Consider the following 21,731-nt stretch of genomic DNA (forward strand, 5'->3'; position numbering starts at 1 on the left):
TTTCCTGGACAGGTGTCCAGCTATAGTGGACAGGCGTCCAGAAAATAGAGGTGAGGCATGGAGACTGTCGCGAGCGTGCTGGTCGGACTGGTGGCCGCGTTGCACGCGTACATCCTGGTGATGGAGATGTTCCTGTGGCAGAAGAAGCCGGGCAGGTCCTTCCATGGCTTCGACCGTGAGATGGCGCGGGCGACCGCGCCGATGGCCGCCAACCAGGGGCTCTACAACGGGTTTCTCGCCGCCGGTCTGGTGTGGGGTCTGATCGCCGCGGATCCGACCGGGTTCAGGGCGCAGGTGTTCTTCCTGTCCTGCGTCGTGGTCGCGGGCGTGTACGGCGCGGTCACCGCGAACATCCGCATCCTGGTCGCGCAGGCACTGCCTGGCGCGCTCGCCCTGGCCGCCGTCCTCGTCGCACAGTGACCCGCGGCGTGCCCGAGGACCCGCGGGCCGCCCGCACCAGGGCGCGGCTGCGCGAGGCTCTGCTCGCGGAGTGCGCCGAGCGGCCGTTGGCGGAGGTCGGGGTCGCCGCGCTGGTGCGCCGGGCCGGTGTCGGGCGGGCCACGTTCTACGTCCACTACGCCGACCTGGAGGCGCTGGCCGTGGACGCCTGCGCGGATGTCGTGCGGGACGCCGTCGATGCGCTGCACGCCTGGCGGGGCCGGCCCGATCCGGTGCATGCGCCGGCCGCGCTGCTGGAGTTCTTCGTGGGCCTCGCCCCGCACGCGGCCCTGTACCGCGCCCTGTTGAGCCCGGGTGGCGGTGGCCCGCTCGGCCGCGTCCTGCACCGGGATCTACGAGCCCGCAGTCTGGCCGAGCGCCGGCTCGCGGGCGCGGCGGACGCCCCCCTGGTCGCGTCCGCGGTCGCCGCGACCTTCGCCGGTGTCCTGGCCGACTGGCTGCACGGGCTCGTCGAAGGATCACCCGAGCAAGTCGCCGACCAGATCTGGCAGTTGCTGGTGTCCCTGCACGCCAGCCGGTGACGGTCTTCCGTCCGCAACGGATCAGTGCGCCGCCTGGAACGTCCGCCGATAGGCCTGCGGCGAGACGCCGATCGCGGCGTGCAGGTGCTGGCGCAGGGAGGCTCCGGTCGCGAAGCCGACGCGGCCGGCGATCTGGTCCACGGACAGGTCGCTGGCCTCCAGCAGATGCCGGGCCCTGGCGACACGCTGCTGGATCAGCCAGCGTCCGGGGCTGAGACCGACCTCGTCGTGGAAGCGGCGGGCGAAGGTGCGCAGGCTCATCCGGGCGTGCGCGGCGAGATGGGCCAGCGTGAGCTGCTCGTCGAGGTGTTCCAGGGCCCAGGCACGGGTGGCGGAGGTGCTCGCGGCGCCGGCCTCGGGGACCGGCTGCTCGATGTACTGGGCCTGCCCGCCGTCCCGGAACGGCGGGACCACGCAGCGGCGGGCGACCGTGTTGGCCAGTTCGCTGCCGTGGTCCTTGCGCACGAGATGCAGGCAGACGTCGACGCCGGAGGCGGCCCCGGCCGAGGTGAGGATCCGGTCATCGTCCACGAACAGCACGTCCGGGTCGAGCGTGAGGTGCGGGAACATGCGCCGGAAGGTGTCGGCGAGGTTCCAGTGCGTGGCCGCCGTGCGGCCGTCGAGCAGTCCGGCCGCGGCGAGCACGAAGGCGCCGGTGCAGATGGAGACGATGCGCGCCTCCGGCCGGATGAGCGCGAGCGCGGCCGCCACCGCGTCGGGGAGTTCCGCGGTGACGAGGGACGGTGAGACCGCCGCGACGATCACGGTGTCGGCGGTGGCCAGCACCTCGGGACCGTGCTCCACGGTGATCGAGAAGTCCGCGTTGGTGCGGACCGGGCGCCCGTCGACGGTGCAGGTCAGCACCTCGTACCGGCCGTCCGCCGCGCCGAGGATCCGGCTGGGGATGCCGAGTTCGAAGGGATAGACGCCGTCGAGGGCCAGGACCACGACCCGCTCCACATGTCGCATGGCACGATCCTATCGAAGCGTGGCCATCATGCCATTGTCCCGAGGAGCAGTCCCCGGCAGGCTGGACGACCATGAGCACTGTGAACACGATGCGAGCCATCAGCCAGGACGTCCTCGGCGGTCCCGAGGTCCTCAAGGAAGTTCAGATCGAGCGGCCCGTGCCGCGGACCAACGAGGTACTGATCCGGGTGCGCGCCGCCGGCATCAACCCGACCGACTGGAAGCACCGCGCCACCGGCGGTTTCCTGGGCGAGCCGCCCTTCGTCCTCGGCTGGGACGTCTCCGGCACGGTTGAGGCCGTGGGGATCGGCGTCGCCCGTTTCCAGCCCGGCGACGAGGTCTACGGCATGCTGTCGTACCCGTTCGGCCACGGCTCGCACGCCGAGTACGTCGCCGCCCCGGCGCGCTGGTTCGCCCACAAGCCGGCCTCGCTCGACCACACGCAGGCGGGCGCCCTGCCCCTGGTGTCCCTGACCGCCTGGCAGGCGCTCGTGGAGTACGCGGACGTGCGGCCGGGGCAGCGGGTGCTGATCCACGCGGCGGCCGGCGGGGTCGGGCACGTGGCCGTGCAGATCGCCAAGGCGCGGGGCGCGTATGTGATCGGCACGGCGAGCGCGGGCAAGCACGAGTTCCTGCGCGGGATCGGCGTGGACGAGGCGGTCGACTACCGGGAGACGGACTTCGCCGAGGCCGTGAAGGACGTCGACGTCGTCCTGGACACGATCGGCGGCGAGACCTCGACACGCTCGCTGCGCGTGCTGCGCCCCGGCGGGATCGTCGTCTCGATCCTGCCGGTGGGTTCGGACGACTTCCACGAGGAGGCCGAGCGGCTCGGTGTCCGGTCGCTGCGGATGCTCGTGGACGCCTCGCACAGCGGTCTGAAGGCGATCGCGGAGCTGGTGGAGGCGGGGAAGCTGCGCCCCGCGATCGCCGGCACCTTCCCGCTGGCCGATGCCGCCGAGGCACACAGGCTCGGCGGCACCGGCCGGACCACGGGGAAGCTGGTCCTGCTGGTCGACTGACGTCGCTCAGAACGTGAGCACGGGCTTGATCGTCTTGCCCGCCCTCATGTCGCGCACCGCCTGGTCGATGTCGGCGAACGGGTACGTGCTGATCAGGCGGTGCAGCGGGAGGCGGCCCTCCTTCACCATGCGGACCAGGGCGGGGATGAGGGTCTGCGTCTCGCTGTCGCCGAGGGTGAGGCCGACGATCTGCTTGCCCCCGAGCAGCCCGTTGACGTCGAGGGACACCTCCGTGCCGAACGGCGGGGCGCCGACGACGACCAGGGTGCCGCGGGCGGCGAGCGCGTCGACGCCCTGGCGCAGCACCGCGACGCTGCCGGTGGTCTCGACGATGCCGTCGGCGCCCTGACCGCCCGTCAGTGACGCGATCGCCTCGCCGAGGTCGGCCTCGCCGGCGTTGACGGTGTGGGTGGCGCCCAACTCCTTGGCCAGGGCCAGTCGTTCGCCGACCTTGTCGACCGCGATGATCGTGGTGGCCGGGGTGAGGGCGGCGGCCATCACCGCGGACAGGCCGACGGCTCCGGCGCCGAGGACGACGACCGTGCTGCCGGTGACCGGCTTCAGGACGTTCCAGACGGCACCCACTCCGGTCTGCACCCCGCAGCCCAGGGGTGCGATGGAGTCCAGCGGTACGTCCGCGTCGACCTTGACGAGGCTGCGCTCGTCCGCCAAGGCCCGCTCGGCGAAGGAGGACTGGCCGAAGAAGTGGCCGCCGAGCGGTTCGCCGTCCCGGCTGACGGTGCTGCTGCCGTCCGCCCGCCGGCCCCCGATGAGGTTCAGCGGCAGCCAGGTCGCGCAGTACGCGGGGTGCCCGCCCCGGCAGTTGCGGCAGCCGCCGCAGGAGGTGAAGGACAGCAGGACGTGGTCGCCGGGGGCGACGCCGGTGACGGCGGAACCGACGGCCTCGACGACCCCGGCCCCCTCGTGTCCCAGAACTCCCGGGAGCGGGAAGGGCAGTCCGCCGCTCGCGACGCCGAGGTCGGTGTGGCACAGGCCGGTCGCCACCATGCGGACGAGCGCCTCGTGCGGGCCGGGCTCCTCCAGGACGACGTCGGAGAGGGTGAAGGGCGCACCGCCGGACTCGACGACCGCGGCGCGGGTGGTGATGGACATCGCAGGAACTCCTTGAGGGCGGCGCTCAGTCGAGCGAGACGACGACGGACTTGACCTTGGTGTAGGCGGCGAGCGCCTCGGGGCCGTACTCGCGGCCGAACCCGGAGTCCTTGACACCGCCGAAGGGGACCGCGGGGTCGAGCATCGCCCAGTCGTTGACCCAGACGATGCCGGCCTGGAGCCGGTCGGCGACGCGGTGCGCGCGGGCGAGGTTGCCGGTCTGGATGCCCGAAGCCAGGCCGTACGGCGTGGAGTTGGCGAGCTCGACGGCCTCGTCCTCGGTGTCGAAGGGCTGCACGGTGAGGACCGGGCCGAACACCTCCTCCTGGACGACGCGGGAGTCGTTCGGCAGATCGGCGATCACCGTGGGCTTGTAGTAGTAGCCGCCGTCCAGGTCGAGCCGCTCGCCGCCGCAGACGATGCGGCCGCCCTCCTTGCGGGCCAGGTCGACGTACTCCTCGACCTTCGCCAGGTGCTTCGGCCCCGCCATCGGTCCGACGACGGTCTCGGGGTCACGGGGGTCGCCCACGGGGACGCCGGGGACGGCCTGGGCGAGGATGCCCAGGAGGGTGCTGTGGACGGAGCGGGCCACGAGCAGGCGCGGGCCGCCCATGCAGAACTGGCCGGTGTTGAAGACGAAGGCCTTGATGACCGCGCCGACCGCCTTCTCCAGGTCGGCGTCCTCGAAGACGATGTGGGCCGCGTTGCCGCCGAGTTCCATGGTGACCGGCTTGAGGGCCTCGCCCGCCGCGCTCGCCACGTGCCGGCCGACGGTGGTGGAGCCCGTGAAGGCGACCTTGTCCACGCCGGGGTGACGCAGCAGTGCCTCACCGGCCACGGGGCCGGTGCCGGTCACGACGTTGACCACGCCGTCCGGGACGCCCGCCTCCTGGAGCAGCTTGGCCATGTACAGGGCGCTGAGCGGGGTCTCGTCGGCCGGCTTGTGGACCACCGTGTTGCCGGCCGCGAGGGCGGGGCCGAGCTTCGAACCGGCCAGGATCAGCGGGAAGTTGAAGGGTGTGATGGCCGCGACCACGCCGAGCGGCTCACGCTTCGTGTAGGCGAGGGCGTTCATGGGAGTGTCGCGGTTGGCGCCGTGCAGGGAGTGGGCGAGGGCCGCGTAGTGCTCGTAGTCGTTGGCCGCGTTGGTGATGTCGACGGCGTGGCACAGGGTGATCGGCTTGCCGACGTCGAGGCTCTCCAGCCGGGCGAGTTCGTCGGCGTTCTCACGGATCAGCTCGGCGACGCGGTGCAGGATCCGGCCCCGCTCACGGCCGCTCAGACCGGACCAGGTGCCGTCGTCGAAGGCCTCCCGGGCGGCGCGTACGGCGGCGTCCACATCGGCGGCGCCGGCCTCCGCGACGGTGGTGACGACCGTGCCCCGGGACGGGTCGACCACCTCGGTGCGCGCTCCGTCGGCGGCCTCTCGCCACTGCCCCCCGATGAACAGCCGTCCGGGTTCGATCTCGAAGGTGGTCATCACCACTCCTCAGCTTCATTGCCAAGTTTTCAACCAACAGGATTCCTGTTGGTGTGTCGTATGGTTCGCAGTCTCTTTACAGACAGGTTTCCTGTCAATGCTCTAGGCTCGATCTCATGGTCGGAACCCAGGCAACCAAGGCGCCCCCGTCACTGCTGTACATGGTCAAGCAGGTGGAGCTCGTCGTGCGCTCGCACCTGGACGAGCTGGTCAAGCCGTCCGGGATCACCGCTCTCCAGTACACCGCGCTCACCGTGCTTGAGCGACACGACGGACTGTCGGCCGCACAGCTGGCCCGTGACTCGTTCGTCACGGCCCAGTCCATCGCCGACCTGGTCCGCTCCCTGGAGGGCCGCGGCCTGGTCCGCCGGGAACGCAACCCGCGCAACCGGCGCGAGCTGCTGATCCTGCTCACCGACGCCGCCCGGGAGCTGCTCGAGCGCCATTCCGGGCCGGTGCGGGAGCTGGAGGAGCGGATGGTGCGTGATCTCACGGCACACCAGACCGAGCAGTTCCGGCAGGCGCTCTCCCGGGCCTGGCACGCACTGTCGTAACGCTTGTGGGCGACACGAAGACATATGTCAATCGAACTTGCGCAGATTCGCTCGATCGGGGGTAACTTGCTGGGCGGGAAAAGGAATTGCCGCCCAGGGAACCGGTTGGAGGCGACGTCGTCGTGCCGCAGGAACCCGCACCTCTCACCCGGTATCTGCGCATCCGGCAGGACCGCGGCTTCACGGTGCTCGAGTTTCGCGGCGAGATCGACATCGCGGCGTGCGTGGAGATCATCCCGCTCCTCGACCGGGCGACCACCGGATCAGGCCCCCGGGTCGTGCTCGACCTCAGCGGGGTCGAGTTCTTCGACTGCTCCGGGCTGCGCCTCCTCTACCGGGCCAGGAGCAGGGTGCTCGACCGCGACGGACAGCTCCATCTCGTGTGCACGCATCCGCTGACGCTGCGCATCCTCCGGGTGACCGGACTGGCGCGGCTGCTGCCTCCGGCGCCGACGCTGGACGCGGCCCTGGGCCAGCCCGAGGCCACGTCCGGTCAGGTCTGACGGCGGCTACTTGAGGATCTTGGTCAACTGTTCAGGTCCCTATTCGCTCCGCGGCGCGTCGAACAGGGCGCTGACCGACTCACCGTTGTGAATGCGGCGCACGGCCTCGGCGAGGGCGGGGGCGATGGACAGGATCCGCAGCTTGTCCGTGTGCTCTTCGGCGGGCACCGGCACGGTGTTGGTGCACACGATCTCGTCCACGTCGGGCTGCTCGCTGAGCCGCTTCAGCGCACCGGCCGCGAACAGGCCGTGCGTACAGGCGACCTTGATCGACCGCGGCCCCAACTCCCGCAGCCGGTCGAGGAGTTCGAGCACGGTGCTGCCCTTGGCGATCTCGTCGTCCAGCACGATGACATCGCGCCCGGCGACATCTCCGATGACGGAGCTGATGCTGACCCGGTCGTCCGCGTACCGCTGCTTGGCGCCGGCCGCGACCCGGGCGCCGATCAGCCGTGCGAAGGCGGCCGCCTCCTTGGCGTTGCCGAGGTCCGGTGAGACGACGGTGGTGCGGGTCAGGTCGTACTGCCGGAAGTGCGCGGCCAGCTCGCGCAGTGCGTGCAGGTGGTCGACGGGCACCGAGAAGAAGCCGTGGACCTGCGGCGAGTGCAGCGTCATGGCCAGGACCCGGCTGGCGCCGGCGGCGACCATCAGGTCCGCGACGAGCCGTCCGCCCATGGAGATGCGGGGCGCGTCCTTCTTGTCGGAGCGGGCGTAGGCGTAGTGCGGCATGACGACGGTGATCCTGCGCGCGGACGCGCCGCGGGCCGCGTCGCACATCATCAGCAGCTCGACCAGGTGCTCCTGGACGGGGGTGACCAGCGGCTGGACGAGAAAGACGTCCCGCTCTCGGCAGTTGGCCTGGAGCTGCACCTCCAGGCAGTCGTTGGCGAACCGGCTGACCCGGATCGGGTTGAGCGGCACGCCGAGATGCCGGCAGACCTCCGCCGCCAGTTCGGGGTGGGCGCTACCGCTGAACACGGCGATGTCTCGCACGTCCGCTCCTCGCATGATCATTCCGGGCTGCCGCCCTCATGCTACTGACCAAGGAAATTCGGTTGCGGACCGCATCGGACAGCAGGCCATCATGGCGGCGTCCGCACACCCCCTCAGGTCAGGATCGCTCGCATGCGCCGACTCCTCGGAATCTCCCAGCGCCCCTACTGGACGACGGTTCTCGAGGACTCGACCCCGCATGCACACCCTGAACATCGGAATTCTGGCCCACGTCGACGCCGGTAAGACCAGCCTCACCGAGCGGCTGCTGTTCGACCACGGAGCGATCGACCGGCTCGGCAGCGTCGACGCAGGCGACACCCGCACCGACGACGGCGCGATCGAGCGGCAGCGCGGCATCACCATCCGCTCCGCCGTCGCCTCGTTCACGGCCGGCGGCACCCGGATCAACCTCATCGACACCCCCGGCCACTCGGATTTCATCGCCGAGGTCGAGCGCGCCCTGGAGGTCCTCGACGGCGCGGTGCTGCTGCTGTCCGCCGTGGAGGGCGTGCAGGCACAGACCCGCGTACTGATGAGGACGCTACGGAGGCTGCGGCTGCCCACCCTGGTCTTCGTCAACAAGATCGACCGCACCGGCGCCCGCACGACGGAGCTGCTCACCGAGATCCGCCGCAGACTGACTCCGTACGTCGTCCCGCTCACGGACGTGACGGGCATCGGCACCCCCGACGCCCGGGTGGCACCCCTGCGCGAGGACGACCCAAGGCTTCCCGAGGCCCTCGCCGAGGTCGACCCGGACATCCTGGCGGCCGTCGTCGACGGTCCCGAACCGACCCCGGACACCCTGCGCACCGCCCTCGCCGCCCGCACCGCCGACGGCTCCCTCCACCCGGTCCTCTTCGGCTCCGCGCTCGGCGGCCAGGGCGTCACGCACCTCGTCGAGAGCGTGCTCCGGCTGATCCCACCGGCCCCGGCGACCGAGGGCACCGAGCCGCGCGGCACGGTCTTCGCCGTACGACCGGGTCCCGGCGGGGAGCGGACGGCGTATCTGCGGCTGTACGACGGTGAGGTCAACCGGCGTCAGCAGGTGACGTTCCTGCGGCGGGAGGCGGACGGCCGGACCACCGAGGTCTCCGGCCGGGTGACGCGCCTCGACGTGATCGGCGGGGGCGGCACGCTCACCGCCGGGAACATCGCGGCGCTCACCGTCCCGGCGGGTCTGCGCGTGGGCGACCGGCTCGGTGAACTCACCGACCGCGCCCCGCAGTTCGCACCGCCGACGCTGGAGACCCTGGTCCGGGCACGGCGCCCCGAGCAGGCGGCCCGGCTGCGTTCCGCCCTCCTCGCCCTCGCCGACCAGGACCCACTGATCCACGCCCGGCCCGCAGACTCCGGCGGGACGGCGCTGCTGCTCTACGGCGAGGTCCAGATGGAGGTGCTCGCGGCCACACTCGCCCAGGACTTCGGAGTCGAGGCCGACTTCGCGGCGGGCCGGGTGCGGTTCCTGGAGCGGCCGAGGGGCAGGGGCGAGGCCTGCGCGGAGATGCCGTGGCACGATCACACCCGCTACTGGGCGACGATCGGGCTGCGCATCGAGCCGGGGCCTCTCGGCTCCGGTGGCGTGTTCACGTACGAGACGGAACTCGGCGCACTCCCTCGCGCCTTCCACCAGGCCATCGAGGACACGGTCCACGCGACGCTGCACGCCGGGCTGTCCGGCGCGGCCGTGACGGACTACCGGGTCACCCTGATCCGGTCCGGCTACTCCGCGCCGATCAGCACGGCGGCCGACTTCCGCGGCCTCACCCCGATCGTGCTGCGCCGGGCCCTGGAGCGAGCGGGAACGCGCCCGTACGAGCCCTTCCACACCTTCGAATCGGAGATCCCGCTCGACGCACTGGCCCAGGTCACCGCGCAACTGGCGGCACTCGGAGCCGAGTTCACGGGCACGACGAGCGCGGGCTCGTCATGGCTGATCACCGGTGAGCTGCCGGCGCGCAGGGTGCGCGAGGTGGAGCTGCGGCTGCCGGGGCTCACGCGCGGCGAGGGAGTGTGGTGGTCACGGCCGTCCGGCGACCGGGAACTGCGAGCTCGCCCCTAGGTACCGCGTGCGCCGGTGCGCGCCTGCGTCAACTGTCCTGGTTGCCCAACAACCCGGTCTGACACGGGTTTTGAGGGGCATTCGGTCAGGGAGGAAGGGAGGACCGTCGCCATGACGACTTCCATCAAGCGCATACCCAGGCGCATGCCCGGCTGGGCGAAGCTGGTGACCGCCGTCGTACTGGTGCTCGCCGTGATGTTCGCCGGGATCCGGCTGAGTCTGCTCCCGGGCCTGAAGGACTTCTTCGGTACGGAGACCCACGACCGCTCGGGCCCCGCACTGCTGGAGTCCATCCAGGACATCAGCCGTTACGACGCCGCCTCCGGCAACTTCCAGGTCGTCGTGGACCTGGAGAAGGACGCCAAGTACCTTCCCGACGCGATCCGCGGCACCCGCACGCTGTACGTCGGCGCGGGCACCGTGGACGCCTACGTCGACCTCGGACAGGTCGGCAAGCAGGACGTGACGGTCAACGAGGACCGTACGTCCGCCACGCTCCGGCTGCCGCACGCGGCACTGGGCGAACCGGCCCTCGACCCCGAGCGCTCCTACGCCGTGTCCAAGCAGCGCGGTCTGCTCGACCGGCTCGGCGACCTCTTCTCCGACAACCCGAACAGCGAACAGGCCGTGCAGAAGCTCGCGTCGCGGCACATCGGCGACGCCGCCAAGGGCAGCGGGCTGACCAAGCGCGCCGAGTCCAACACCACCGACATGCTCGAAGGCCTGCTGCACTCCCTCGGCTTCAAGGAGGTGGAGGTCTCGTACGGGTCGGGGCCGAAGAACGGCGCCTGATCAGGCGAGGACCCCCGGCATGGCGAGCGCGGCGAGCAGTGCGGCGCCCACCAGCATCCATGCCACGTAGTCGCCGACGTGCCCGGACTGCAGTCGCCGCAGCGGCAGTGCCCACTCCGGTGCGGCGAGCAGTCCGGGACGGGTGACGGCGACGGCCGCGAGGCCCGCCGCCAGCAGCGTCGAGAGGAGACCGAGCAGAACACCGACCGGGGTCCAGTGCACGGAGACGTGCGCACCACCGGACCCGGCCTCGTTCACGGCGTGCGCCACGACATCGCCGAATCCGGGGGCCACGCCGACGGTCAGCGCGCCGGCGAGCAGCAGCGCGGGCACGGCCGTCATCGTGTCGGGGACCCGGCGCAGCCGCTGCCCGGTCTCCGGTTCCTCGCCGGAGCCGGTCGTCTCGTACTCCGCGCCGTCCTCGGGCCTGGGTCCCAGCCCGAGGAACACACGCGCGCCGACCCGCAGCACCGCTCCGGCGGTCACGGCGGTCGCCGCCACGTAGAGCACGGTCAGCGGGCCGCCCACGGCCTCCTCCGTGACGGCCTTGCCGAGCGCCGTGCCGAACGGCGGCAGCCCGGCGAGGGCCACGGCCCCGGTCGCGAACAGCACCGCGACGCCCCGCAGTTGCCTGGCCCGTCCGTGCAGGGTGTGTTCGTCGACGCTGCCGTAGCGGTCGAGCAGGATGCCCGCGCAGGCGAACAGCGCGGCCTTCACCCCGGCGTGGCCGAGCATGTACAGCGCGACCCCGTCGTCCGCCTTGGGCATCAGGACTCCGATGCCGATGAGGAACAGCCCCATGTGGGCGACGGTCGAGTAGGCGAGCAGCCGTTTGATGTGCCGCTGGTACCAGCACATGACGGCGCCGATCACGGCCGTCACCGCCCCCAGCGTCACCAGGACCTGCTCCAGGTCGGCCGCGGGAACCCCGCCGGGCCCGGCGAAGACCGTGCCGTACACCCGCCAGACGCCGTACGCGCCGAGCTCCACCATGACGCCCGACAGCAGCATGCACACCGGCGTGGGCGCGACGGCGTGCGCGTCCGGGAGCCAGAAGTGGAAGGGCACGGCGGCGGCCTTCACCAGCAGACCGGTCAGCACGAGGACGAACGCGGCGAGCACCAGCGCGTCGGGCCCGCCGTGCGCGTCGATCCCCCGCCCGATCTGCGTCATGGCCAGCTCGCCGGTACGGCCGTACAGCAGCGCGATGCCCATCAGCATCGCGTACGCGCCGAGCGAGGTGACGACCGCGAAGGTCAGGGCGCCCTGCACTGCCTTCGCCTCCTCGACCCGGTGCCCGGTCAGCGCGTACGCGACCACGCTCATCAGCTCGAAGAACACGAACGCGTTGAACAGGTCGCCCGCGACGGCGAAGCCGCACATGCCCGCCTGGAACAGCAGCATCAGGCCGGGGAACGACCCGGCGTGGCGGCGCGGTGGTTCGTCGAAGTAGTGCCAGGAGTACGCCAGGGCCGCGAGCGTCAGCAGCGAGGCGAGCGCTGCCATCCCGAGCCCGGGCCCGTCCCCGGTCAGCACGATGCCGACGCTTGCCCCGTCCTTCGGCCGCCAGCCGCCGACCCACTCGATGTGCGGCGGCGAGGAGTTGAGGAGCAGCACGATCGCGAGGCCCGCCGTGCCGGCCGAGACGGCGCAGCCCACGGACTCGGCGGCGACCCGGGGCAGCCGGCGTCCGCCCGCGACCAGCAGGGCGGCGCCGAGGACGGGTACGGCGACGAGCAGCGGCAGCAGGTCGTTCATCAGCCGCGCAGCTCGGAGAGTTCGTCGGGGTCGACCGTGCCGTGCCGTTTGGAGATCTGCACGACGAGCGCGAGCAGCAGCGCCGTGACGGTCGCGCCTACCACGACGTCGGTCAGGGCCAGCGCCTGCACGACGGGGTCGACGACCGGCCGTGAACCGGGCTGTACGTCGGAGAAGACGGGCGCGGTGGCGTCGTCGCGGTAGCCCACGGCCAGCAGCAGGACGTACGTGGCGGACTGGCACACGGTCAGACAGCCGACGGCATGGATCAGATTGCGGCTGGTGGCCAGGCCATAGCAGCCGGCCAGGAAGACCCACATGGCGACCAGGTAGGGCAGTACGTCCATCACTTCCCGCTCTCCTCCTCGATCTCGACGGCCTGGTCCAGGAAACGGGCGAGCAGGACGACGACCGCGCAGGCCACCTCCATGCCGATGGCCGCGTTCAGCAACGGGACGGTACCGCCGGAGGACAGCGTGTTGAACGTGCCGTACGGCAGCGTGTTCGCCAGGAAGGCCGCGGTGCCGATCAGGCCCGCGAGGCCGGTGACGACGTAGGCGGAGGCGGCGAGCGCGTCGCCGACCTCGTAGAGGCCGACCGGCCGGACGCGTTCCAGGGCGCGGTAGTCGGCGCCCAGGTAGAGCAGGTGCAGGGCGGTCGCGGCGACGACGCCGCCCTGGAAGCCGCCGCCGGGGGTGAGCTGCCCGTGGGCGATGACGTACAGGCCGGTAAGCAGGGCGACGGGCAGCACCACGAGGGCGTAGCGGCGTACGGGGAGGGCGACTTCGGCGGGTTCGGGGCGGGCGCGGTGCTCGTCGCGGGTCTGGCGCAGCAGCACGACGCAGCCCAGGACGGCCGCGAACAGGATGCTCATCTCGCCGAGGGTGTCGAAGGCGCGCTGGTCGAAGTTGACGGACGACACGGTGTTGGCGGCGTTCCGGGCGAGCGCCTCGCGCACGGCACGGTCGCCGTAGGGGTGCCGGTCGCCGCCGAAGCGGGGCAGGTCCAGGCAGGCGGCCACCAGCAGGACGGCGAGACCGGCGCCGGCCGCGAGGACGAGCCACAGTCGGGTGCGCGGGCTCATCGGTCGCGTCCCTTGGGTCGTTTGACCTTGCGGACGGTGAGCAGCAGCAACAGCGGGGTGAGCGCGGATCCGACGGCGAGCTGCGACAGGGCCACGTCGGGTGCCTGGAGCACGGTGAACAGGACGGTGAGGACGACACCGAGGACGGCCAGCACGAGAGCCTGGCGCACGGGGTCGCGGACGGCGACCGCGAGGGTCGCGGTCGCGGCGACCAGCAGCAGGGCGATGACGATGACGGCGTCAACCACGGCGGACTCCACCGAATCCGCCGGACAGCGCGCGGGACGCGACGACGTTCCCGCCGATCAGCAGCGCGCCGGTGACCAGCAGCTTCACCATGGCCCGGCTCGGTCCCACGGCCACGCACAGCACGAGCACGACCACAGCGCCGATACCCGCGGCCGTCCACGTCAGGCCCCAGGCGCTCGGCGGATCAGCGGTCAGCTCGTCGGCGAGCAGCCGGGCGAAGACCAGCGTGCCGACAGGGCCGAGCAGGGCGAGGACCAGGGCAACATCGACGTAGGACGGGCGGTCGTAGGCCTGGGAGAGCAGGAGCAGGGCCGGGCAGGCGAACGCGGTGGCCAGGTTCTGCGCCACGACTGCGCGCCGCAGCGGTCCGGTGGCGACGCCCCAGAGGATGGCTCCGACGCCGCCCGCGAGGACGACGGCCGCCGCCGACATCCAGCCGTTCACCGTCCGGCCACCGCCCTGCGCGCGGCCCGTGCGGCGAGGGCGGCCACAGCCGCGGCGCCCGCGCCGACCGCGAGTTCCAGGGCGTCCACGGTGCTGACGAGGACCAGCCACAGCACGGAGAGCGCCGCCCACCACGCCAGGATCTCGGCGGTGGCGAGAAGTGTCGTACGCCGGTTCATACGCCACACCTCCCGAGCCTCGACCGTCGACCGACGCGGCGATACATCCAGTTACGCCGCTTTCGCGCCATCCAAACACCGTGTCCTCCGTGCGGTGTGACGGCGCGCGGGTCTCCGCCCGGAGTGCCCCTGCAGCACGCGGGGAAACCGGGGGCCGGGATCGCGCGGCGGCATCTTCGGCCGGTTCGCGGGTAACCGCCCTACAACAAGGGGAAGTTGAAGACTGGAGGACCGCATGGCCCGTACAGCCTCACGATCCCGTGCCGGGTTACGGCTCCGCACAGCCACGTCCGCGTCCGTGGGGGTGCCCAAGGGGAAGCGGGCGTCCAAGTCGAAGCGGGGGCCGAAGTCCGAGGAGCCGCCCCAGTCCAAGCGCCGGCCCATGGCGGCCTGGGTTCCCAAGCTCAAGCGGGCGCCCAAGGCGGCCGGGGCGGCGAAGACCAAGCAGGCCCCGAAGTCCAAGCCGGCGCCGCAGTCCGCCCGTCGGGGACGCGATCCTCTTCGCCTGCTCGCGCGGCTGCTGGCGGTGCTGTGCGCGTTCGTGCTCATGGTGGCGTTCGCGGTCGTACTCGCCCGGCTGACCCTGCAGCCCTCCCCCGCGTCGGAGGCGCTGACGCACACCAACCTGCGACCGGGCCGTTCCCTCAAGGCCTATCTCGACCAGCCGGAACTGCGTGACGCCGTGAAGCAGATCGGCGGCAACCTGCTGCTCGGCATCCCGTTCGGCATCCTGGCCCCCGTCGTCGCCCCGCGCACCCGCGGGCCACTGCGCATCCTTCTGCTGACCGCGACCGTGATGCTGCTGGTGGAGCTGGTGCAGGGCGTGATGGTCGCCGGGCGCGCCTTCGACATCGACGACGTCATCCTCAACACCACGGGCGCGCTGATCGGTTACTTCGTCCTGGGGCGGCGGATGAGCCGTGCGGTGCATGCCCGGGAGCGTCGCTCCTAGCCACCCGAACAGCACGGTGCCGCACTGAGTACATCTGGTCCGTACCAAGGTATTGACGCCCCGTTATCTCACTCCTTAAATCAAGAGGCGACACCCTTACCCCCCACCTCGGTCGGCGCACCCGTACGCCGGGACGACGCCGCACGGAAGGGAGAGCCGTGGTCTCCCCACGCTCGCTTCGCACCTGTCTCCTCGCCGCCCTGTCCGCCGGACTGGTCGCGTCCGCCACCGTCGCCCCCGCCGGGGCGGAGCCCGCCGACGTCCGGGCCGTGACGTTCTCCGACACCTTCGACGGGCCCGCCGGCGCGGGCGTCGACTCCTCGAAGTGGCAGCTCGAAACCGGCGACAACGTCAACAACCACGAGCGGCAGTACTACACATCGGGCACCAACAACGCGGCCCTCGACGGCCAGGGCCATCTGGTGATCACGGCCCGCCGTGAGAACCCTGCCAACTACCAGTGCTGGTACGGCACCTGCGAGTACACGTCGGCCCGGCTCAACACCGCCGGCAAGTTCACGGCCCAGTACGGGCATGTCGAGGCACGGATCAAGGTGCCGCGCGGGCAGGGCATGTGGCCCGCGTTCTGGATGCTCGGCAACGATCTCGGGCAGGTCGGCTGGCCCGCCTCGGGCGAGATCGACGTCATGGAGAACGTCGGCTTCGAGCCCTCGACCGTGCACGGCACGATCCACGGCCCCGGCTACTCCGGCTCGGGCGGCATAGGCGCGGCCCACTCCCTGCCGGGCGGTCAGGCCTTCGCCGACGACTTCCACACCTTCGCCGTCGACTGGGCGCCCGACTCCATCACCTGGTCGGTGGACGGCAACGTCTACCAGCGGCGCACACCCGCCGACCTGGGCGGCAACGCCTGGGTCTTCAACAAGCCGTTCTTCCTGATCCTCAACCTCGCGGTCGGCGGCTACTGGCCCGGCGACCCGGACGGCTCCACGGTCTTCCCGCAGCAGTTGGTGGTGGACCACGTCTCGGTGACCACGGGCGACTGAGCGCTCCGCTGGCTGTGTCGATATGCGGCTCCACCGCGGGGCCGCGCTGGGCCGTCGGTTCGCTGCGGCGCCGTCGTGGCTGGTCGCGCAGTTCCCCGCGCCCCTCCGGGGCGAGGCCGAACCGCAGTCGACTGCACCCGCCCGGACGAAGTCGCGGGTGGCGCGCACGTCGTCCCAGCTGCCGTCGGTTTGACCGGATGCCGCCTCCGTTTTACTCTCGACTGCGTACGGAGGCGGCATCCGTTTTGCTGGGGCCGCACGATCACGGCAGGCGGGAGGGTGCATGAGCGCGGGTGAACAGCGGGGGCGCAAGCCCCGCGCGGACGTCCAGCGCAACCGCGCCGCCCTCCTGGAGACCGCGCAGCGTCACTTCCTGCAGCACGGGGTCGGCACCTCCCTTGAGGCGGTGGCCAAGGAGGCGGGCGTCGGGCCCGGCACCCTGTACCGGCACTTCCCCACCCGGGAGGCGCTGCTGGCGGCTGTGCTGCAGACGCGCTCCGAGGAGCTGGTGGCCCGCCGGGCGGACATCGAGCGGCTCGGCGACCCCGCCGAGGCGCTGGAGCAGTGGCTGCGGGCGATGGAGGAGTACTTCAGCGCCTTCAGCGGGCTGCCGGACCCGCTCATGGCCGCGGCCCGGGCGCAGGAGCCGGACAACCCGCTCACGATTCCCTGCGACATCCTCATCACCGCCACCGATCAGTACGTGCGAGCCGCGCAGCTCGCGGGGCGTGTGCGCGCGTCGGTGCGCGGGCACGACCTGTTCCTCGCGGCCTGTTCCGTCGCCTGGATCAAGGGCACCGGTACCGAGGAGGAGTCGCTCGACCGGCTCCGCACGCTCATCGCGAGCGGCTACCGCCAGCGGGACACCCCGGCGTAAACCGCCAGGCGCCCCGACCCCGCAACGCCAGGCGGACCACCCCACGGCCAGCACCTCGCGCCGCCCTCAGGGCCGGCGCAACCTCCGAAGGGACAAATCATGAAAATTACTGTCATAGGCGCCGGTGCCATCGGCGGGAACCTTGCCGCCAAGCTCAGCACGGCGGGTCACGACGTCCATGTGGCCGACGCCCGCGCGGCGGACCTCGCCGACGCCGTCCAGGGCCGGGACGTCATCGTCCTGGCCCTCCCCTTCGGGGTGGCGGGCCAGCTGGCGGACCTGTTCGCGTCGGTGCCCGACGAGACGGTGGTCATCGACACCTCGAACTACTACCCCGGCATGCTCAGCGAGCCGATCGAGGCGGTGGACAACGGCCAGGTGGAGAGCGTGTACACCGCCGAGCTGCTCGGCCGCCCCGTGGTCAAGGCGTGGAACGCCGCGCTGGCCGAGACCCAGCGGACCAAGGGTGTTCCGGCCGGAACGCCCGGCCGCCTCGCCATCCCCGTCGCCGGCGACTCCGCGGAGGCGCGGAAGGTGGCCATGAGCCTGGTGGACGACACCGGCTTCGACCCCTACGACGCCGGCACACTGGCCGACTCCTGGCGCCAGCAGCCCAACGGCCCCGCCTACTGCACCGAACTGACCCTCGACGAGCTGCCGGCGGCCCTGGCCGCGGCCGACCGCGTCAAGGACGCGCGCGTCCGCGACAGCCTCCCGGAACGCTTCGCCGCCCTCGGTGCCGATCCCACCGTCGACGACGTCGTCGAGATGAACCGCGCCGCCCACCGCTGAGCCACCCCACGCGGCTCTCGTGCACCCAACGGCAAGATCGGCGAAGCCGTAGTGGACGTCGACGCCGTGATCCTCTCCCTTCCCTTCGCCCGCATTCCGCAGGTCGCACCATTGATCGCCAAGGTGCCGGCTGACAGAGGCCGGCCAGGCCGAGGGTGTGTGGGCTGCCAAGCAGCTGGGCCGGCCCATCGCCAAGGCGAGCGCAATTTCTGCCACAGGCGGTGACGCTGGGTCTCATTCGTCAGGGGTTCCAGAAGACCGAGGTGAACGCGCGGTCGAAGCGCCGTGCGGTCAGGTCCTCGCGCTGGATCACCCAGTGGACGGTGGCGCTCTCCCAGCCCTCCACGTCCATGCCGGCCTGCCAGTCGGCCAGGAGCACCCAGTTGGAGACGTCGCCCGAGACCGGTCCGTCCCACCGGCCCGCTTCCGCCGCTTCCACGGCCCTGGTCACGGCAACGGCGACCGGATCGGTGTAGATCGCCTCCTCATCGGCGTATCCCCCGATCTGCAGCGGCCCCTCGGGGGCGATGTCGTCACGGACGCTCTTCCAGACCGCGACGAGTTCCTCGGAGCGGGGATGCCCGGGAAGCGGCCCGCTCCCCGGCTTGCCGAGGAATTCGACCGCGTGGTGGTGGGGCAGCGACACATGGGGCGTCGCCCGCAGGGGACCCTGCGGGAACGCCTCGAACATCGCCTCGTCATCCTCGATGTCGAGGGAGTTCCAAGCGTGCCGGTCCCGTTCAGCCACGGCCGAGCCGGCGGGGACGTACACCACGCTGCCCATCGTTTCGGGATCGTCGGCGGTCTCGGGGAAGGCGAACAGCAGCAGGCGGCCGTCGGGAGGCAGGGACAGGTCCGTCGCGTCGGCGGGCAGGGCCGCGAGGTCGAGGGAGGCGACGAAGGGGTGTGCGGGGTCCGGGATATCGGCCGGAAGCAGGAGCGGACCGCCGAAGTGGCCCACGACCGGCCCGTCCCCGTCCCGTGTCAGCGTCGCGCAAGGGCGGGCGGTGGCCAACCAGCTCTCTACGTCATCGGCGGGTATGCCCCGGGCGATCGCCTCGTCCCGGAAGGGACTTAACCGGTCCCGCATGTCAGGAGTCATGGGCAAACCGTAGAGGGAGGCACTGACACAGGCGTGGCGCAGGTGCCCCCACCCACAGCTGCCGCGTACGCGGTTGCCCTTCTAGTGCATTCTCCAGGTGAACTTGTCGCCGCCCACCCAGCGGACCACGTCCGGATCGTCCAGGTCGTGGACCGTGATGCCCCAGGCGGCGGCTGCCTGGAGCACGTCGGTGACGGTCTTCGCCTCACCGACCACCTCGCCGTCGATCTCCACGATGCGGAACGGGGGCGTGCCCGGCTGTACCCCGAGCACCATGATCCGCGGGTGGGAGATATAGGGGCTCGCTGCTTCGGTCATGCAATAGAGCGTAGAGCGGATCCGGCCATCGCGAACCATATGAGCCGCCCTTGAAGCGGGGCGAAACGACCGGTCGCGTTCCCTCTGGTACTGGGCAACCCTGGAGGAGGAGGTGGCGATGGATCCCGTCGAGGCCCTGGAACGGATCGCCTTCCTGCTGGAGCGGTCCCTTGCGCCGACGTACCGCGTACGCGCCTTCCGCACCGCCGTCGAGGTGCTGTCCGAGCTGTCCGAGGACGAGGTGCGTGCGCGGGCGGACGGTGGATCGCTGGAGAAGCTCAAGGGGGTCGGCCCGAAGACGGCGCAGGTGGTGCGGGAGGCGCTGGCCGGCGGCGTGCCCGGGTATCTGCAGAAACTGGAGGACGAGACCGGAGGTCCGCGGGGCGAGGGCGGTGAACGGCTGCGGGCGCTGCTGCGCGGTGACTGCCATCTGCACTCCGACTGGTCGGACGGCGGCAGTTCGATCAGGGAGATGGGCCGGACCGCTGCACGGCTCGGCCATGAGTGGGCGGTCCTGACCGATCACTCACCCCGGCTGACCGTGGCTCGTGGCCTGTCCGCCGATCGGCTGCGCGCGCAGCTGGACGTCGTGGCGGAGCTGAACGAGCAGTGGGCGCCCTTCCGGCTGCTCACCGGCATCGAGTGCGACATCCTCGAGGACGGCTCGCTGGACCAGGAGCCGGAGCTGCTGGAGCAGTTGGACATCGTGGTGGTGTCGGTGCACTCCAAGCTCCGGATGGACGCCCGCGCGATGACGCGCCGCATGGTGGCCGCCGTACGCAATCCGCTGTCGGACATCCTCGGGCACTGCACGGGACGGCTGATCATCGGGCGGGGTGACAGCGACCCGCGGCCGGAGTCGCGGTTCGACGCGGACGAGGTGTTCGCCGCGTGCGCCGAGACGGGAACGGCGCTGGAGATCAACAGTCGTCCGGAGCGGCTCGACCCGCCGCGGCGGCTGCTGCGCCGGGCCGTGGCGGCGGACGTGCTGTTCTCGATCGACACCGACGCACACGCACCGGGCCAGCTGGACTGGCAGATCCTCGGTTGCGCACGGGCCGAGGAGTGCGGGGTGCCCGCGGAGCGGGTGGTCACCACCTGGCCGGTGGACGACCTGCTGGCCTGGGCCGCGGAGCGTCGGCTGCCCGGGTGACTCAGATCACCGCGGGCGCCGGAACACCCCAAGGTGGTTCCCCGTTGAACAGACCGTGGGTGCGGATGGGACAGTGTCCCCGGGCCTCACCTTTTGCCCACAGGGACGATCGTTCGGCTGAAGCCCTGTGGAGCCTTTCGCCGAGAGGCGACCGCCATCCGTGCCCACCCTTTGTCCGCCCCGACCGTGATTCCCCCGTCCGGTCGGGGCTTTCCTTTTGCCCAGGTTCGTTCCGGATGGGGCTCGCCTTGACTTCGAGAGCACTCCAATTCGTAGCGTTCGAGGCATGACCACTGCACAGCACAAGATCGGCTCGGGTTTCGGTGCCACGAGCACCGCGGACGACGTTCTCCAGGGCATCGACCTGACCGGGAGGCTCGCGATCGTCACGGGCGGCTACTCCGGCCTCGGCCTGGAGACGACCCGCGCGCTCACCAAGGCCGGCGCCCGGGTCGTCGTACCCGCCCGTCGCTCGGCCACCGCACGGGAGGCCCTCGCCGGTGTCGACCGCGTCGAGGTGGACGAGATGGACCTCGGCGACCTGGAGAGCGTGCGCGGCTTCGCCGAGCGGCTCCTCGCCTCCGGCCGCACGATCGACTTCGTCATCGACAGCGCGGGGATCATGGCCTGCCCGGAGACCCGGGTCGGCCCCGGCTGGGAGGCGCAGTTCGCCACCAACCACCTCGGGCACTTCGCCCTGGTGGGCCGGTTGTGGCCGGCCATCGAGCCGGGCGGTGCCCGCATCGTCTCGGTCTCGTCGCGCGGCCACCACTACTCCGGCATCCGCTGGGACGACCCCCACTGGCACGACGGCTACGACAAGTGGCTGGCATACGGGCAGGCCAAGACCGCCAACGTCCTGTTCGCGGTGCACCTCGACCGGCTCGGCCGGGAGCGCGGCGTACGGGCCTTCTCGCTGCACCCGGGCGGCATCCTCACACCGCTCCAGCGCCACCTGCCGAAGCGGGAGATGGTCGAGCGCGGCTGGATCGACGAGGACGGCACCCCGCTGAACCCCGAGGGCTTCAAGACGCCGGAGCAGGGCGCGGCCACCCAGGTGTGGGCGGCGACCTCGCCCCAGCTGGCCGGAATGGGCGGCGTGTATCTGGAGGACTGCGACATCGCCGAGCCCGCTCCGGCCGACGGCGAGTTCGCGGGCGTCAAGGACTGGGCACGGGACCCCGAGGAGGCGGCGCGGCTGTGGGAACTGTCGGTGAAGCTGACCGGCGTGAACCCGTTCACCGCGTAAGCGCACCGCGGGAAGTGCCGCGATGGGCCGTCGATCGGCTGCGGGCCCGTCGTGGCTGGTCGCGCCCCGCGGCGGAGCCGCAGATGTCACAGCCCC

The 21,731-nt window shown here is 71.5% G+C and carries 24 protein-coding genes and 1 pseudogene; 13 read left to right on the forward strand and 12 right to left on the reverse strand.

The genetic code is table 11. The features are described from left to right. Window positions 1-57 precede the first annotated feature (57 nt). Both ACTWQO_RS12895 and ACTWQO_RS12900 read left to right on the forward strand, forming a co-directional pair. Entirely contained in the window at window positions 58-420 is a 363-nt protein-coding gene (locus ACTWQO_RS12895; protein WP_443237403.1) for a DUF1304 domain-containing protein, read from the forward strand. Beyond that, window positions 417-980: a TetR/AcrR family transcriptional regulator gene (locus tag ACTWQO_RS12900; protein WP_443237404.1), complete on the forward strand. Its 564-nt coding sequence runs from the start codon at window positions 417-419 to the stop codon at window positions 978-980. Before ACTWQO_RS12895 ends, ACTWQO_RS12900 begins: the two co-directional genes overlap by 4 nt. A gap of 21 nt (window positions 981-1,001) precedes the next feature. Here ACTWQO_RS12900 and ACTWQO_RS12905 read toward each other — a convergent pair whose 3' ends face one another. Next, window positions 1,002-1,949, reverse strand: a complete 948-nt coding sequence (locus ACTWQO_RS12905) for a GlxA family transcriptional regulator (RefSeq protein ID WP_443237405.1) — start codon at window positions 1,947-1,949, stop codon at window positions 1,002-1,004. Window positions 1,950-2,020: 71 nt separating this feature from the next. Between ACTWQO_RS12905 and ACTWQO_RS12910 the strand changes: the two genes are divergently transcribed. Further along, complete coding sequence (locus tag ACTWQO_RS12910; RefSeq protein ID WP_443237406.1) at window positions 2,021-2,971, forward strand: NADP-dependent oxidoreductase; 951 nt, start codon at window positions 2,021-2,023, stop codon at window positions 2,969-2,971. Between the two features lie 6 nt (window positions 2,972-2,977). Here ACTWQO_RS12910 and ACTWQO_RS12915 read toward each other — a convergent pair whose 3' ends face one another. Together ACTWQO_RS12915 and ACTWQO_RS12920 are read right to left on the reverse strand one after the other, a co-directional pair. Beyond that, window positions 2,978-4,084 (reverse strand): NAD(P)-dependent alcohol dehydrogenase, encoded by a 1,107-nt coding sequence (locus tag ACTWQO_RS12915; protein WP_443237407.1) that lies wholly within the window; start codon window positions 4,082-4,084, stop codon window positions 2,978-2,980. Window positions 4,085-4,109: 25 nt separating this feature from the next. Then, a complete protein-coding gene (locus ACTWQO_RS12920) occupies window positions 4,110-5,564 on the reverse strand; it encodes an aldehyde dehydrogenase family protein (protein ID WP_443237408.1) in 1,455 nt (484 codons plus the stop codon). Window positions 5,565-5,680: 116 nt separating this feature from the next. On the opposite strand from ACTWQO_RS12920, the gene ACTWQO_RS12925 reads away from it, so the two are divergent. Continuing rightward, window positions 5,681-6,118, forward strand: a complete 438-nt coding sequence (locus ACTWQO_RS12925) for a MarR family winged helix-turn-helix transcriptional regulator (RefSeq protein WP_443237409.1) — start codon at window positions 5,681-5,683, stop codon at window positions 6,116-6,118. Window positions 6,119-6,240: 122 nt separating this feature from the next. Then, a complete protein-coding gene (locus ACTWQO_RS12930) occupies window positions 6,241-6,621 on the forward strand; it encodes an anti-sigma factor antagonist (RefSeq protein WP_443237410.1) in 381 nt (126 codons plus the stop codon). A gap of 39 nt (window positions 6,622-6,660) precedes the next feature. Here ACTWQO_RS12930 and ACTWQO_RS12935 read toward each other — a convergent pair whose 3' ends face one another. Continuing rightward, the gene (locus ACTWQO_RS12935; protein ID WP_443237411.1) at window positions 6,661-7,614 is read right to left on the reverse strand and encodes a ribose-phosphate diphosphokinase; all 954 of its coding nucleotides are present in this window, start codon (window positions 7,612-7,614) and stop codon (window positions 6,661-6,663) included. A 199-nt stretch (window positions 7,615-7,813) separates the two neighbouring features. Here ACTWQO_RS12935 and otr(A) point away from each other — a divergent pair, with 199 nt between their 5' ends. Together otr(A) and ACTWQO_RS12945 are read left to right on the forward strand one after the other, a co-directional pair. After that, the gene (gene otr(A), locus ACTWQO_RS12940; protein ID WP_443237412.1) at window positions 7,814-9,679 is read left to right on the forward strand and encodes a tetracycline resistance ribosomal protection protein Otr(A); all 1,866 of its coding nucleotides are present in this window, start codon (window positions 7,814-7,816) and stop codon (window positions 9,677-9,679) included. Between the two features lie 111 nt (window positions 9,680-9,790). Beyond that, window positions 9,791-10,471: a DUF4230 domain-containing protein gene (locus ACTWQO_RS12945; RefSeq protein ID WP_443237413.1), complete on the forward strand. Its 681-nt coding sequence runs from the start codon at window positions 9,791-9,793 to the stop codon at window positions 10,469-10,471. Here the strand turns inward: ACTWQO_RS12945 and ACTWQO_RS12950 are convergent, their stop codons facing one another. The 6 genes from ACTWQO_RS12950 to ACTWQO_RS12975 are packed head-to-tail and all read right to left on the reverse strand — an operon-like array spanning window position 10,472 to window position 14,185. Continuing rightward, window positions 10,472-12,229 (reverse strand): complex I subunit 5 family protein, encoded by a 1,758-nt coding sequence (locus ACTWQO_RS12950; RefSeq protein ID WP_443237414.1) that lies wholly within the window; start codon window positions 12,227-12,229, stop codon window positions 10,472-10,474. It abuts the gene before it with no gap. Next, entirely contained in the window at window positions 12,229-12,576 is a 348-nt protein-coding gene (locus ACTWQO_RS12955) for a sodium:proton antiporter (RefSeq protein WP_443237415.1), read from the reverse strand. The genes ACTWQO_RS12950 and ACTWQO_RS12955 overlap by 1 nt, the downstream gene beginning before the upstream one ends. Beyond that, window positions 12,576-13,313: a hydrogen gas-evolving membrane-bound hydrogenase subunit E gene (mbhE, locus tag ACTWQO_RS12960; protein WP_443237416.1), complete on the reverse strand. Its 738-nt coding sequence runs from the start codon at window positions 13,311-13,313 to the stop codon at window positions 12,576-12,578. The genes ACTWQO_RS12955 and mbhE overlap by 1 nt, the downstream gene beginning before the upstream one ends. Next, a complete protein-coding gene (locus tag ACTWQO_RS12965; protein WP_443237417.1) occupies window positions 13,310-13,561 on the reverse strand; it encodes a hydrogenase subunit MbhD domain-containing protein in 252 nt (83 codons plus the stop codon). Before ACTWQO_RS12965 ends, mbhE begins: the two co-directional genes overlap by 4 nt. Beyond that, window positions 13,554-14,006, reverse strand: a complete 453-nt coding sequence (locus ACTWQO_RS12970; protein WP_443237418.1) for a monovalent cation/H+ antiporter complex subunit F — start codon at window positions 14,004-14,006, stop codon at window positions 13,554-13,556. Before ACTWQO_RS12970 ends, ACTWQO_RS12965 begins: the two co-directional genes overlap by 8 nt. After that, window positions 14,003-14,185, reverse strand: coding sequence for a hypothetical protein (locus tag ACTWQO_RS12975; RefSeq protein WP_301986386.1), 183 nt, complete (start codon window positions 14,183-14,185; stop codon window positions 14,003-14,005). The genes ACTWQO_RS12970 and ACTWQO_RS12975 overlap by 4 nt, the downstream gene beginning before the upstream one ends. Before the next feature lie 382 nt (window positions 14,186-14,567). Between ACTWQO_RS12975 and ACTWQO_RS12980 the strand changes: the two genes are divergently transcribed. From ACTWQO_RS12980 to ACTWQO_RS12995, 4 genes and pseudogenes are all read left to right on the forward strand, one after another. Then, window positions 14,568-15,137, forward strand: a complete 570-nt coding sequence (locus ACTWQO_RS12980; protein ID WP_443237543.1) for a VanZ family protein — start codon at window positions 14,568-14,570, stop codon at window positions 15,135-15,137. A gap of 158 nt (window positions 15,138-15,295) precedes the next feature. Beyond that, window positions 15,296-16,141 (forward strand): annotated as a pseudogene (locus tag ACTWQO_RS12985) (glycoside hydrolase family 16 protein); the annotation flags it as partial. A 286-nt stretch (window positions 16,142-16,427) separates the two neighbouring features. Next, window positions 16,428-17,021: a TetR/AcrR family transcriptional regulator gene (locus ACTWQO_RS12990; protein WP_443237419.1), complete on the forward strand. Its 594-nt coding sequence runs from the start codon at window positions 16,428-16,430 to the stop codon at window positions 17,019-17,021. A 99-nt stretch (window positions 17,022-17,120) separates the two neighbouring features. Beyond that, window positions 17,121-17,813 (forward strand): NADPH-dependent F420 reductase, encoded by a 693-nt coding sequence (locus ACTWQO_RS12995; RefSeq protein ID WP_443237420.1) that lies wholly within the window; start codon window positions 17,121-17,123, stop codon window positions 17,811-17,813. Between the two features lie 241 nt (window positions 17,814-18,054). On the opposite strand, the gene ACTWQO_RS13000 is transcribed toward ACTWQO_RS12995, so the two are convergent. After that, window positions 18,055-18,915 carry a DUF1963 domain-containing protein gene (locus tag ACTWQO_RS13000; RefSeq protein WP_443237421.1) on the reverse strand — a complete coding sequence of 287 codons (861 nt, stop codon included), beginning with the start codon at window positions 18,913-18,915 and terminating at the stop codon, window positions 18,055-18,057. 81 nt (window positions 18,916-18,996) lie between these two features. Beyond that, a complete protein-coding gene (locus tag ACTWQO_RS13005; RefSeq protein ID WP_210569888.1) occupies window positions 18,997-19,233 on the reverse strand; it encodes a hypothetical protein in 237 nt (78 codons plus the stop codon). Window positions 19,234-19,351: 118 nt separating this feature from the next. On the opposite strand from ACTWQO_RS13005, the gene ACTWQO_RS13010 reads away from it, so the two are divergent. After that, window positions 19,352-20,386, forward strand: coding sequence for a PHP domain-containing protein (locus ACTWQO_RS13010; protein ID WP_443237422.1), 1,035 nt, complete (start codon window positions 19,352-19,354; stop codon window positions 20,384-20,386). Between the two features lie 286 nt (window positions 20,387-20,672). Beyond that, complete coding sequence (locus tag ACTWQO_RS13015; RefSeq protein ID WP_443237423.1) at window positions 20,673-21,635, forward strand: SDR family NAD(P)-dependent oxidoreductase; 963 nt, start codon at window positions 20,673-20,675, stop codon at window positions 21,633-21,635. The last annotated feature ends 96 nt before the right edge of the window (window positions 21,636-21,731 follow it).

Source organism: Streptomyces sp. 4N124, from assembly GCF_052245395.1.
In the GTDB taxonomy this organism is placed as follows: domain Bacteria; phylum Actinomycetota; class Actinomycetes; order Streptomycetales; family Streptomycetaceae; genus Streptomyces.